We start from the raw sequence: 12,862 nt of genomic DNA, 5'->3' as shown, positions 1-12,862 counted from the left end.
CATATTTAATACAAAGCTTATTTATACAAGCCTAGGTTTTCTTTTGCGTAAGCTTCAAATTCTGTAAATCCACCAATGTGATTTTGGTCTACAAAAATTTGTGGAACAGTAGGGCAAGGCTTACCCGCTGACTTTTCAAGGTCGGCTTTACTAATGCCTTCTTTAATTATGTCGATGTAACGAAATTTAAAGTCATCACGTTCATTTGATAATTGCTCAGCAACATCTTTCGCACGAACACAAAATGGACAACCTTCACGGCCAAAAATTACGGTTAACATAGCTTTCTCCTCAATTTGATTAATATCAGTTTAAATGAATGAAAAATTATTTAAAGAGAAAAAAATCGATTGCACCATTCTAATAAAAGCATAAATCATATTATGCATAGCAATATGATTTGCAAAATGCGAATGAAAAACCAGAGCCCTGTTTGTCTAATACTTAAGTCTATGAATGCAAGTGTGTTTATAAGAATTAATTTATGGCACATAACTTGATGATGTAGAGCTATACATTGGGTTAACGAGAATGCTTTATGAATACTAATAGTCACGTTTTAGAAATTATCCAAGGGGTAATAGGTAAATATTGTGAAACCCAAAGTCAAAAATTCTCTATTACCTTAATCAACAAGTTGCAATGTAACTACGTCTGTTTGCAAATTCCGCCAGAGCAAATGATTGCACAATGCGAGGCGTTTCTTACTCCGGCGCTAGCAGCAGTAAAGCAGTGCTTTTTATTGACGCTCGAAGCAAATATTCAGGGAGTTAGTATTCACTATCAGATTGATGATTCTGAACAAGTAAACACGTTGGATTTTCACGGGCTCTTAGCAACTAAAGAGTCTGTTAGTTTAGCGCTTGATGTTAGACAAAATGTAGACGTTTTAACTGATTGCGAAGCGTTACTCAAAAGCTGTTTAAAAATGTCAGCTAATACTCACGATCGTTTTGGTTTAAATTTTAAATTATTTAATAGCACGCTTAGAGAGTCTGCACAGCTAGAGGATTTACGCCATCTTAGTGGTAACGCATTAATTGATAAATTAAATAGTGACAGCTTAAATACATACATAAAGCTGTGCTCTATCAACGACATTTACGAGCTGAGCCAAGCTCATAAACTATCTAAAAAAATATTAGGCTGGCCATTTTTTGATACCGACTTAATTACTATTTTAACAACATTTCACACACAAACACGTTTATCGGTATTAGTAGCAGACGACAGCTTACCGAGCCAAATTGCTACAAAAGTAATGCTTGAAATGCTGGGCTGCTTAGTAACGTGTGCAGAAAATGGTGCCAGTGCATTAACACTTGCTCAAAATGAACCATTTGACTTGCTACTTTTAGATGAGCGTATGCCAGGAATGTTTGGTAGCGATGTGGCGCAGCAATTAGTTAGGCAAAATACACCTAATAACAATACTCCTAAAGTTATTTTAACGGGGTTAACAGGCGATGAGCAAATAGCTGAGTTGTTTGATAAAGGAATTACTCACTATTTACAGAAGCCAGTGACAAAAGCGGTACTTGAGAAATTTATTAAACCTTGGCAGTTAGCCTCTTAAATTGATTAATAAGGAGAGAGTTATGGATGATTTCTCTAAGACAGCACCTATTTTAATTGGTTTTCAAAACAATTACTTTTTTCCAAAAGGCATTTTGTATGACGAGGTTGAAGAGTCATCAAGAATTACTGGCGTGGGGGAAAATACACTCTATTTATTGACCTTCTGCGCAGAGCAATTTGCTTTAGTTATTAATACACCCATTCACTTTACGCAAAACTATAGCGAGCTTAAAAATCCGATTGGTATATTAAAAGTCATTGCGGTGGGGGCATTTAAAGCAGGTTCGTACTGTGCTCAAACCATTAAGCAGCTAGACCTTTTTAGTAATATTATAGAGGTGGTATTTGGGAAAAGAAGTTTAAATGCTTTTACACATATAGGTTTAGCCGAAAACATCAAAAAACATGGGGCCATTAATATAATTTTAGCGGGTACTGTGTCTTCTATCTGTATTGATTCAACTGTGCGCACTGCTGTTGCACTTGGTTCTAATGCCACTATTTTAAGTGACTGCACACCGAGACGCACTCCTTTTGAACAAGCATTCTACCGTGAAAAGGTTTCCCTTCTTTATGCACGAGTTTGTCAGAGTAATACTTTTATAAAGTATTGGAGAGATCATGAATAATAATGATGAGCTACAAGTTCAAATCCAATATGCACTAGTTGAAAAACTTTCCAATAGTAATCGACGTCAAGCAAAGCTATTAGCTATTTTAGATGAGTGTATTTTTGAGTGTGATAAACATTTGAATTTTACTTATATTAATGAAGCTTGGGAGAAGAAGTTAGGTTACTCAACCGATTCATTAATTGGCTCCAATATTACTAAGTTAATGAATTGCGATGATATTATGCATTTTGTCGCATACAGCTGTTGTTTACTAGAAGGGAAGCAGGCTCCCAGTGTAGAAATACAAATTAAAAGCAGCATCGGGCTCATGAACTGGTTTGAGTTAAGGTTAGTTTATGATGAAAAAAGCGGCTTTATAGGCTCGTTCTATGACATTCAACGTCATAAAGATTCTCAATTTTTGCTCACACAACAACAAAAATATGTAAAACGCTTATCGCTTGTTGCGAGCCATACAAATAACTTAGTAATAATTACAGATAAATTTGGCGTAATTGAGTGGGTTAACAATAGTTTTGAAGTACTTACAGGTTACACCTGTGATGAGGTTATAGGCACTAGCCCAGGTCAATTGCTACAAGGGCCAAAAACATGTGAAAAAAGTCGTAAGGTTATGTCTCACGCTGTAAAAAATGGGCTTCCTTTTCAAGTTGAAACCACAAATTACGATAAGAATGGTAACGTTTATTGGGTTGCTATTGATGCAAATCCAGTGCGAGATGATGAAGGTAAAGTAAAGCATTTTATCGCTATAGAAACTAATATTACGCAGCGAGTTAAAGCTGAACAAGCAATGGCAGAGATAGAATATAACTACCACTCTGTCGTAGATAATATTCCTGATATTGTTCTACGCCTTGATACATTTGGCAATTTATTATTTATAAATCAAGCATGGCAACGCGTCTTACACAGCAATGTAGATGAGAGTCTTGGCTTACCTATAATTAAGTTTATAGCAAAAGAAGATGTCGAAAAAATTAGTAGCACTTTGCTTGATTATAAACAAGGTAAGCGCGATATACGTCGCTTTGATATACGTTTGATTAATGCACAAGGCATAAATAATTGGGTTGAAATGACACTTACTCCCATTGTGGATGGCTACGAAAACGATTTGTTATCTATTGCCGCAACACTTGTTGATATACAAGAACGTATTGAAAGCGAGCAAATATTGCTTGAAGCTAAACATCAGGCAGAAACATTAGCTGAATCTAAAAGCCGATTTATGGCAAATATTAGCCATGAAATTCGCACGCCATTAAATGCCGTTATTGGCTCTGCAGATATTTTGCATCATACCGGTTTAACTTCTGAGCAAATGCGTTACACACAAATGATTAAAACAAGCTCTGATGCATTACTGAGTGTATTGGACGATGTATTAACGTATTCGCGTTTTGAAGCACAAGCTATAACACTCGATAATCAGCCATTTAGTATTGATACGTGTATTGAAGAAGCAATAGATATTATTACCCAAAGTGCTTTGCAAAAAGGGCTTGAGGTTGTTTTTGATTTTTATCCTGATGTCCCCGCTCAAGTAATTGGTGATCATGCACGTATAAGGCAAATAGCCATTAATTTATTAGCCAATGCGATTAAGTTTACTCAACAAGGCGTAATAACGGTGACCGTTAGATGTACTTACATTGGAGCCAATAATTTAAATCTTCATTTATCAGTAAAAGACACTGGAATGGGAATCGCAAAAAATAAAATAGAAAGTATGTTTATGCCTTTTATTCAATCAGATAATTCAATTACCCGAAAACATGGTGGTAGTGGCTTAGGCCTTGCGATATGTAAGCAAATTTGTGATGTAGTAGGGGGAGATATTTCGGTTAACTCTGAGCTCAATAAAGGGAGTGAGTTTATCGTTAATTACCCGTTAAAAATAGACACAACCGACTCAATATTGCGAGAGGGGCTTGCAGCACGAAGTAAAAAGCCAAGAGTATGGATTGTAGGACATAATCAAATTTTAAAAACCGCGTTGGAGCACACACTCACTCGGTTTTCTATCGCTTTTGAGCACTATGAAATATGTCCAGATATCCCTGAGTATGATAGTTTTCCTGATGCAATTGTATTAACTGATCCTCGAATGCTAGCCCAAACACGCGAGTGTATAAATACATATAACTCCCTTAATTCACCATGTTTACTTATCTTAGACTTACTAGGTGAAAGCTTATTACCGCAAAATCTTAACGACAGAGAGCTTAGGTTAAATGGCCCTTTTAAAGTATCGCATGTACCGCGAGCAATTAGTTTATTGGAAGAGCAGTTATTTCATTTAGATATTATATTTACTAATCGTGAACAAAAAAAAGCCTTAGAAAGCTCTTCAGGGTTAACTCAGTTGAATGGGACCAATGTATTGGTTGCTGAAGATAATACTAATAATCAAATAGTAATAAGACAGTTTTTAGAGCAAAAAGGTTGTCGGGTATATATTGCTAGCGATGGGCAAGAGGCAATAACGAAGGCTAAAAACAATAAAATTGATATTATTTTTATGGATATCCAAATGCCAATACTAGATGGGATCTCTGCAACCAAAGCAATCAGAAAGTTAGGTATAGCCACCCCTATAATAGCGCTCACAGCAAATGCAATTCATGGTGATAAAGAGCGATTTATAGAAGCGGGGATGAATGATTACTTAGCTAAGCCAATTGTAAGTGAGACACTTTATTTATTGCTTGATAAATATGCCCCAGAGCAGGTTATTGAATCTAAACATTTAAAGCTCTCTCGTTTAGCGCAAGTGTGGGAGAAGCTGAGCTGAGCAATGAAGGGCAATATAAAAAGTGGGTTTGTGTTGCATAAAACTTGATAAACGAAGAAATTAACCTAGTATTTTAGGAGTAAGTTAAATTTATTGTTTAGTATTTAATGAGTGTTTTTATTATAGTTTTTCAATTTGATTCGCAAATTGCAATTCAAAATAAAAATACAACGTTACGAATTATTTTTGGATTCTAAATTACATTTTTAATTTTATTAATACTTTGATTTTGTTGTTTATTTTATCTTTCGTTTGTTTTTGTTTAGTTGGCACGGCTTTCGCAACATATTAAATATCAAATCAAGACAATTTAGTTAAATTTTTAAGAGGTGCAATATGCAAACAAATACAAAAGCCAAACAACAACCTAAAAGTAATAATTGGGTACTTACACCTGAAATCATGGTTTTGTCTATTTTGCTTGTAGCTACCTTAGTAATAGGTATTACAGTTCTACGCGGTAGCGATTCTGTAGAGCCGTTAACGGACATACAGCCGATTACTTTTACACAAGCTGATGTTGAAAATGCACAGTCGATGAGTAATACGTTTGACTCGCAAAATACTAACTATGCACAACATGTAACAGCCCCTAAAAACGAAAATAACGACACTCTTTCAAACTAGAGACTTTTGCGCAGGTAACTATTTATTGTTGCCTGCGTTTTTTTTATGTTTCCTATCACCGTTTTAACTTTTTCTCCCTAGCTTTAAAATTACGTGTACGCTTTTTAATTCAAGCTGTGCGTAACCAAATTAGTCTTATCAAGCCTTTCTTTATACTCATCTTCAATTACTAATCCTTACTTTTAGCCAACAATTACTAACTGGTTTCTCTGTGCTGTTTGGGCTTGAGTAAGCTCTTATTTATTAATTTAGGTGCATTGCAAATTGAATTGCAAAATGCAAATAAAATGGAAAAATTTAAATACTCAAATAACTAAACTTAACCTTTTGAATTTGCTGTTTTTATTTTTGTTTTATTCACTTTCTAAATGGTCTGTAACTTGCTCTTGATTACATAAGTCACTAAGAGTGAAAATCGGAGCAAAACATGAATGCATTTAAGTACCTAGAATCAGAAAGCCCAGTCAATCTCGCAAGATGGCATGAGTTAGAAAGAATCATGTCGGATGCAATGCAAAATAATTATTTTAAAATGGTTTATCAACCGCTCGTATCATTAGGAACGGGAAAGTTGGTCGGCTTTGAATCGCTAGTAAGGTGCCAATCACCCCGCTTTGGTATTGTAGGCCCTGATGAGTTTATCCCTCATGTAGAGCAATCGGGAATGATTTTAGAATTAGGTGACTGGATTTTTGAGCAATGTTTGTCTGATTTAAAACAGATGCGACATTTTGGTATGACAGATATTGCTGTTTCTTTAAATATTTCACCGGTACAAATTTTAGATGGTGATGTGTTTTCAAAAGTAATGGCTTTGCTAGAAAAGCACCAAATACCACCACAAGCTATTAAAGTTGAATTAACGGAAACAGCGCTCATTCATAGTCCTGATAAAATAGCTAAGGCGTTTGAAAACTTCCATAAAGAAGGCGTAAAGGTGTGGATTGATGATTTTGGCACTGGGTACGCGTCTTTAGGTCTACTTCGTCAATTTGATATCGATGGTTTAAAAATTGATCGCAGTTTTGTAAGTGGTATTGCAACTAATAACGAAGACTTTACGTTATGTAGCGCAATTATTGCGATGGCTCAACGATTGGGCTTACAAACTGTAGCAGAAGGCATTGAAGAGAATGAGCAATTACAAATATTAGAACAACTTGGTTGTGATATTGCTCAGGGGTACTTGCTCGATAAGCCGCAAACATTAACAAAAAGTATTGATACCTGGGCTCTGTAATTGTTTATATTCATTTTGATTTGCAAAATGCAAAAAACAAATTACTCTTAAACTACAATTCTTACATTTTATTAGTGTACGAAGCTTTAACTTACACAAAGGTTATCTATGCCTATATCAGAGCAGTTTATCGATAAAAGTATTACGGAGCTAAATGTTTTAATTCAACTTGAAAAGGATGTTGGAATAAGCGTTTTAGCTCGATTAGTAAACTTATTTATCGATGAATTAGTTACTATGGCTAACCAATTAGATACGGCAATTAGTAATGCAGATATTATAAAAATTAGAGAAATAATGCATGTTTTGAAAAACTCGGCTGCCTTATATGGAGCCGCTCCTTTAGCTGCATTGGCAACACAGTTACACGATTCACCACCACCAACCACAGAAGAAAATTTGCACGCAGCGCTTGTTATTAAGCATAACTTGGATAAAACCCGAGATGCATATCAAATAATGAGTAAGAGTATAGCTATCTAGGAGAAAGCCGTGTCAGATATAATGGGTAAAGGCCTTGTTTATATTGTTGAAGATAGCATCGCAAGTGGTGCTTTGTACGCAAGTCAGCTAGAGCAAGTAGGTTTTGAATGTAAGCATTTCGCAGATGGATATTCTGCTTTGGTCGGTATTAAAGAAAAAATGCCTGCGGTGATAGTACAAGATGTATGCTTGCCTGATATAAGTGGGCTTGAAGTTTTACAATTTGTAAATAAACAAAAAAATCCTGCTAATGTAGTCATGATCACCTCAAATAGTTCTATTGATATTGCAGTGGAAGCTATGCGTTTAGGTGGCTTCGATTTTTTAGAAAAACCCTTCACAAGTCAGCGACTTATTAGCTCAGTAGAAAGTGCGTTAACACCCAAAGAGCAAGCTAAAGTACAACCTTTGGTTCAAAGCAGTGAAAAAAGCCAAGATTTTGTTGGTGAATCTCTCGCAATGAAAACCGTTTTTAGATTGCTAGATAGCGCAGCTAGAAGTAAAGCATGCGTATTTATTACAGGTGAAAGTGGAACCGGTAAAGAAGTATGCGCACAAACCCTTCATGATTCGAGCCCTCGCAGCCAAGGCCCTTTTATTGCTATAAACTGTGCTGCGATCCCTGCTGAATTATTTGAATCAGAATTTTTTGGTCATGTTAAAGGGGCGTTTAGTGGGGCGTTAAGCGATCGTAAGGGCGCTGTTGAAGTGGCCAACGGCGGTACGTTATTTCTAGATGAACTATGTGAAATGGAGCTTAACTTACAAGCTAAGTTATTGCGCTTTTTACAAACCGGCATATTTAGCAAGGTTGGTAGCAGCGAGGTATTACACAGCGATGTTCGCTTGGTATGTGCAACCAACAGAAATCCAATAATAGAGGTAGCAGAGGGGCGCTTTAGAGAAGATTTATATTATCGTTTAAATGTTATCCCCGTAAAGCTCCCGCCTTTAAGGGAGCGCGGAAACGATATTTTGCTGCTCGCTGAGTATATTTTAAAACAAAAAAGCGATAGCAACGCTAAACATTTTATTGGCTTTTCTGATGAAGTTAAGGCGCTTTTTTGTAATTACGATTGGCCAGGAAATATACGCGAACTGCAAAATGTAATTGAAAATACAGTCGTTATTAATGATGGCGATGTAATAGAAAGAGATATGCTACCAAATTCATTTGGTCTAGGCGCTGTAAAACACTCAAGCTCAACTAAGTCAATTCACAATACAAACGATCAGAGTGTTCAATTATCTCCTATGTCGGTTCACGATATAGAACCATTATGGCAAGTTGAAAAAAGGGCTATTGAAAACGCAATCAAAAGCTGCGAAGACAACATTCCTCTTGCTGCTGCTTATTTAGGGGTAAGTGCATCTACCATTTATAGAAAAATAAAGGGATGGTCTTAAAGCTTTAATAGATTTTTAATTGCAATTTTAGGTTGAATTAATAAAAGTTACCCTAAACTCTATGTGTAAGAGCAAAATTAATTTTTAATCTGAAACAGTAAAAGGAGATCGCAATGAGTAACACTAGTTTAAAACCTGCGGATATTATGCCATCACTAGTAGTGAGTGATGTTGATGAGAAAAAGGTAGATTTAGTTGACAGAATAAGTGACTCTCCGTGGAAAATGATTGTTGTTTATCGAGGCCAGCACTGCCCTAAATGTACTGCGCAACTCAACGAGCTTGCTAAAGTTCATAAAGACTTTAAAGAGGCTGGAGTTGAAGTGGTTGCAGTAAGTGGTGATAGCCATGAGCAGCTTAATAAACATCTTGAAAAAATAGATATTAACTTCCCAATTTACTATGGTTTAACAATCGAACAAATGACTGATTTAGGGCTACATATTAGCGAGCCTCGCAGTGGAGCAGAAACTGATCATCCATTTGCTGAACCAGGAATTTATGTGCTTAATGAAAAAAATCAGCTTCAAATGGTAGATATATCAAACAGCCCGTTTGTTCGTCCTGATTTAGAGCAACTGCTAGGTGGGATTAAGTTTTCAAGAGAAAACGACTATCCAATCAGGGGCACATTTATTAAATAGTATTCATTTTAAATGGTTTCAAAAAAGGCACTCTACAGTGCCTTTTTTATTTATTTTTAATAAATTTACTTGAAAACAATTTTACCGTCCATATATAGTTAAGTAGGACGCCTGATGGGTCCTAAATTAAACTTAAACAATTGAAATTTATATTATTAATTAAACTTTGCTTGAGCTTGTTCAATAGAAAAGCACATGCAAAATATCGCTTAAATATGAGGATATTATTATGCGTACAGTAGACTTATCACCACTTTATCGTTCATTTATCGGCTTCGAACATTTAGCATCACTTATGGATGCGGCAGCTAATACAGACAAGCAGCCGAGTTTTCCTCCTTACAATATAGAAGCACTCGATAAAGACAAATACAGAATCACTATGGCCGTTGCCGGTTTTAGTGATAGTGAATTAACCATTGAGTCAGAAAACAACACATTAAAAGTTGCAGGTATTAAAGCTAATAAAGATGAAAATAATGAACGTAAGTTTATTCATCAAGGTATAGCAGAGCGTAACTTTGAACGTAAATTTCAGCTTGGAGACCATGTAAAAGTACTTGGTGCCGATTTAGCTAACGGCTTATTGAGCATAGAGTTACAGCGTGAAATTCCTGAAGCACTTAAACCACGTAAAATAGAAATTGGTAATAGCAATCTAATAGAAGGTAAATAGTCTTCTAAAGTACATATTCCCCTGATTATTTAGCCGCCTCATTTGAGGCGGTTTTTTTACTTAAAGCGCTTCTAAATTATTAAGGTAGTAGGTTGCTTGTTGCAGCGTTTGTTCTTGAAGTGTTTCATCTTGTTTATCCCAGTTTTTATATACCATACCAATACGTGGGTTCTTCTCTAGCCTGTCTCTGTGTCTATTCATGAAATGCCAATACAAGCTATTTAGCGGGCAGGCTTTATCTCCTACTTTTTGTTTAACATCGTACTGACAGCTTTTGCAGTAATCGCTCATTTTATTAATGTAGTTACCGCTTGCAGCATAAGGCTTTGTTGCAATTATTCCATCATCGGCAAACTGACTCATGCCTCGGGTGTTGGGCATTTCTACCCATTCTATGGCATCTATATAAACGCCTAAGTACCAGTTGTCTACGTCATCAGGGTTTATTCCTGTGAGCATGCAAAAGTTCCCAATAACCATTAGGCGCTGAATATGATGAGCATAAGCGGTTTCAAGGCTTTGCTTGAGTGAGTGGCTTAGACAATTCATTTTTGTAGAGCTGTTCCAAAAATAAGATGGCAGTTTATTTTTGGCTTGTAATTGATTTTTAACTGCGTAGTCGGGCATGTTAATCCAATAAATGGCACGTACATACTCTCTCCAGCCTAATATTTGCCTGGTAAAGCCCTCTACTTGCGAGAGGGATATTTCATTGGGTCTTTGTTCGTATTCGCTTATTACACGTTTGATTACATATAACGGGTGGAGTATTTTTGCGTTTAGGGCAAACGATAAACGGCTATGGTACAGGCTGGTATTGTTTTTACTTTGATCTGTCATCGCATCTTGAAAGTGACCAAAGCGACTAAGTAAGTGCTCACAAAAGTATTCAAGAGATTCAATCGCTTGTTTACGCGTTGTTGGCCACTCCAGTGAATGTTCATTTATTTCACCCAAATAAGTGACGTTGTGTTTATTTAAACGAGAAATAATGATGCTAACATCAGTATTGAATAACTTAGGCTCTGGGATGTCGGCTAAGTCTTTTTTAGAAAATTTATTACGATTATTACTATCAAAATTCCATTTGCCACCAGTTGGCTTTGCATCATCAATTAATATATTAAATTGCTTACGCATAGCACGATAAAAGTGCTCCATTGTTACATGCTTGTTTTTTGTAAAGCGTGTTTTTATATCGGTGAACGGTAATAAAAAGTGTTCAGTATCTGTAGCAATTACATTTAATGAGCTATCACTTTTAAACTTAGCTAATTGAGATTTTAGCCTAAACTCGTCAGGGTATTGATATTCAATAGAGTCGCATTGGTATTTATCGGCAACTCGCTTGAGTAATTCAATCAAGTCCTTGTCGTCATCGGTATCATCAAGTGTTAAATGCAAAACATTAAAACCTGCCGTGTTTAATGCAGTTGCAAAGTTTTCCATAGCATTAAAAAAAGCACACAGTTTTTGAATGTGATGTTTAACGTAGTCAGTTTCTTGTTTTAGTTCTGCGATGAGGTAAAGCGTGTCGTCGTCTTTTTGCTTGTACCATGAATGAGATGGGTTTAGCTGATCGCCTAGTATTAGTCTGAGTGTTTTGTGATGGGTCATAGTAAAGCCAAATTTTTTTATACGGACGTATTTAATTAAAGGATCGTTTTACTATTTAACTACGAGTGAATAGAGCAAAAAGGCTTAACCGATTATCAAGGCAATAAAGGCGTGTTGGATCATGGTGTGCAAATGAGTTTAATTAATGGGGAGGTTAAGTAAGTTAAATTGCCACCCCTAAAATTTTATATTTAAATTTTATTACTTTGCTTTTGCTGCATTTTTTGTTGTAACGAAACCACATTAGATACATTAAATAGAATATTGCTGGCAAAGTTTTCAAAATATTTAAGGGCTTTTTTCCAAGCGAGCTGGCTCTCAGGAGTAAAGTGTTTACCAAGGTGCTCTTTAAGGGTTTCGTAAAACGCATCAGATAATGGTGCAATGTCACTTTGCGAAACACTGCTTTTTTTTAGGTACATTAAATGATGTGCTAAAAAAGGAGCTACCGATGCTGGCTTATCTAAATGTTTAACAATTCGTTCTAACACACAAAAAAGGGTAAAACTCTTTTCGTTAAATTGTAAGGCTGTTGGGTAATTCATTTCAATGCTAGATTCAGCCAATTTACTGTGAAATCGAGCCGTGAATGCATGAAAATTTGGCTTAATAATTGTTAAGTTATTTAACAATGCTGATTGTTGTTGGTTCATTTTTATCTCGCTGCAGTGAGTAATAACTATTATTATTAAGTGGCATAAAATTGATTATAGCGGGCAGATAAAATTCTGCACGTTTTTTTAGTGTTAAAGTATGGGTTTTAGTTATATCAATTTATTTTCTAGTAAATTGTAAGCATCTAGAAGGTACTAAGGTAGCTCAAATTTAGTTTGTTTGATTTTCACTCAAAAATAATAAGCTGTAATATTTAATAATTTAGAGACAGCATTTTATAAAATTGATTGATTACTTATGTTACTTATATATACATTAAATTAGCATCTTGACGAATTGGAAATTTTATAAACTAATTGCGTATTATAGTTGCTAATCATCCCGTACATCCTTATAATAGCGGCCATTGTTTAGCATGTTGTAAAACAGCTAACAGCGATATTAAATTTAAAGTTTGATATCTATTGGCGCGGGATGGAGCAGTCTGGTAGCTCGTCGGGCTCATAACCCGAAGGTCGTCGGTTCAAATCCGGCTCCCGCAAC

The 12,862-nt window shown here is 35.7% G+C and carries 12 protein-coding genes and 1 tRNA gene; 10 read left to right on the top strand and 3 right to left on the bottom strand.

The window, feature by feature from the left end:
• Nucleotides 1-17: 17 nt before the first annotated feature.
• Complete coding sequence (locus I6F50_RS16065) at nt 18-281, bottom strand: GrxA family glutaredoxin (protein ID WP_007585470.1); 264 nt, start codon at nt 279-281, stop codon at nt 18-20.
• A 257-nt stretch (nt 282-538) separates the two neighbouring features.
• Between I6F50_RS16065 and I6F50_RS16060 the strand changes: the two genes are divergently transcribed.
• The 9 genes from I6F50_RS16060 (at nt 539) to I6F50_RS16020 (ending at nt 10,087) form a co-directional block, all read left to right on the top strand.
• Nucleotides 539-1,576, top strand: a complete 1,038-nt coding sequence (locus I6F50_RS16060) for a response regulator (protein ID WP_165729187.1) — start codon at nt 539-541, stop codon at nt 1,574-1,576.
• A gap of 22 nt (nt 1,577-1,598) precedes the next feature.
• Nucleotides 1,599-2,207 carry an isochorismatase family cysteine hydrolase gene (locus I6F50_RS16055; protein WP_197176701.1) on the top strand — a complete coding sequence of 203 codons (609 nt, stop codon included), beginning with the start codon at nt 1,599-1,601 and terminating at the stop codon, nt 2,205-2,207.
• A complete protein-coding gene (locus I6F50_RS16050; RefSeq protein WP_165729191.1) occupies nt 2,200-5,010 on the top strand; it encodes a PAS domain-containing hybrid sensor histidine kinase/response regulator in 2,811 nt (936 codons plus the stop codon). The genes I6F50_RS16055 and I6F50_RS16050 overlap by 8 nt, the downstream gene beginning before the upstream one ends.
• A 336-nt stretch (nt 5,011-5,346) precedes the next feature.
• On the top strand, nt 5,347-5,637 hold the full coding sequence (locus I6F50_RS16045) for a hypothetical protein (protein ID WP_007585474.1): 291 nt from the start codon (nt 5,347-5,349) through the stop codon (nt 5,635-5,637).
• 427 nt (nt 5,638-6,064) lie between these two features.
• Complete coding sequence (locus I6F50_RS16040; protein ID WP_165729193.1) at nt 6,065-6,877, top strand: bifunctional diguanylate cyclase/phosphodiesterase; 813 nt, start codon at nt 6,065-6,067, stop codon at nt 6,875-6,877.
• Nucleotides 6,878-6,985: 108 nt separating this feature from the next.
• Entirely contained in the window at nt 6,986-7,360 is a 375-nt protein-coding gene (locus tag I6F50_RS16035; protein ID WP_024591627.1) for an Hpt domain-containing protein, read from the top strand.
• A 9-nt stretch (nt 7,361-7,369) separates the two neighbouring features.
• Nucleotides 7,370-8,767, top strand: coding sequence for a sigma-54 dependent transcriptional regulator (locus I6F50_RS16030; protein WP_197142251.1), 1,398 nt, complete (start codon nt 7,370-7,372; stop codon nt 8,765-8,767).
• A 113-nt stretch (nt 8,768-8,880) separates the two neighbouring features.
• Complete coding sequence (locus I6F50_RS16025) at nt 8,881-9,411, top strand: peroxiredoxin-like family protein (RefSeq protein ID WP_007585494.1); 531 nt, start codon at nt 8,881-8,883, stop codon at nt 9,409-9,411.
• A 229-nt stretch (nt 9,412-9,640) separates the two neighbouring features.
• Nucleotides 9,641-10,087, top strand: coding sequence for an Hsp20 family protein (locus I6F50_RS16020; protein ID WP_007585496.1), 447 nt, complete (start codon nt 9,641-9,643; stop codon nt 10,085-10,087).
• A 60-nt stretch (nt 10,088-10,147) separates the two neighbouring features.
• Here the strand turns inward: I6F50_RS16020 and I6F50_RS16015 are convergent, their stop codons facing one another.
• Together I6F50_RS16015 and I6F50_RS16010 are read right to left on the bottom strand one after the other, a co-directional pair.
• Complete coding sequence (locus tag I6F50_RS16015; protein ID WP_197119608.1) at nt 10,148-11,704, bottom strand: cryptochrome/photolyase family protein; 1,557 nt, start codon at nt 11,702-11,704, stop codon at nt 10,148-10,150.
• A gap of 191 nt (nt 11,705-11,895) precedes the next feature.
• Nucleotides 11,896-12,357 carry a globin domain-containing protein gene (locus tag I6F50_RS16010; RefSeq protein WP_197119607.1) on the bottom strand — a complete coding sequence of 154 codons (462 nt, stop codon included), beginning with the start codon at nt 12,355-12,357 and terminating at the stop codon, nt 11,896-11,898.
• 430 nt (nt 12,358-12,787) lie between these two features.
• Here I6F50_RS16010 and I6F50_RS16005 point away from each other — a divergent pair.
• Nucleotides 12,788-12,861 (top strand) — tRNA-Met (locus tag I6F50_RS16005).
• Nucleotide 12,862 lies beyond the last annotated feature (1 nt).

The sequence above is a fragment of the Pseudoalteromonas sp. NZS127_1 genome (genome assembly GCF_015864295.1).
In the GTDB taxonomy this organism is placed as follows: domain Bacteria; phylum Pseudomonadota; class Gammaproteobacteria; order Enterobacterales; family Alteromonadaceae; genus Pseudoalteromonas; species Pseudoalteromonas arctica.
This window is presented reverse-complemented; position numbering and strand designations above follow the sequence as displayed.

Coding starts and splice junctions, on each gene's coding strand:
- I6F50_RS16065 (WP_007585470.1), bottom strand. CDS start 281: ATGTTAACCGTAATTTTTGGCCGTGAAGGTTGTCCATTTTGTGTTCGT.
- I6F50_RS16025 (WP_007585494.1), top strand. CDS start 8,881: ATGAGTAACACTAGTTTAAAACCTGCGGATATTATGCCATCACTAGTA.
- I6F50_RS16055 (WP_197176701.1), top strand. CDS start 1,599: ATGGATGATTTCTCTAAGACAGCACCTATTTTAATTGGTTTTCAAAAC.
- I6F50_RS16040 (WP_165729193.1), top strand. CDS start 6,065: ATGAATGCATTTAAGTACCTAGAATCAGAAAGCCCAGTCAATCTCGCA.
- I6F50_RS16010 (WP_197119607.1), bottom strand. CDS start 12,357: ATGAACCAACAACAATCAGCATTGTTAAATAACTTAACAATTATTAAG.
- I6F50_RS16020 (WP_007585496.1), top strand. CDS start 9,641: ATGCGTACAGTAGACTTATCACCACTTTATCGTTCATTTATCGGCTTC.
- I6F50_RS16015 (WP_197119608.1), bottom strand. CDS start 11,704: ATGACCCATCACAAAACACTCAGACTAATACTAGGCGATCAGCTAAAC.
- I6F50_RS16050 (WP_165729191.1), top strand. CDS start 2,200: ATGAATAATAATGATGAGCTACAAGTTCAAATCCAATATGCACTAGTT.
- I6F50_RS16035 (WP_024591627.1), top strand. CDS start 6,986: ATGCCTATATCAGAGCAGTTTATCGATAAAAGTATTACGGAGCTAAAT.
- I6F50_RS16045 (WP_007585474.1), top strand. CDS start 5,347: ATGCAAACAAATACAAAAGCCAAACAACAACCTAAAAGTAATAATTGG.
- I6F50_RS16060 (WP_165729187.1), top strand. CDS start 539: ATGAATACTAATAGTCACGTTTTAGAAATTATCCAAGGGGTAATAGGT.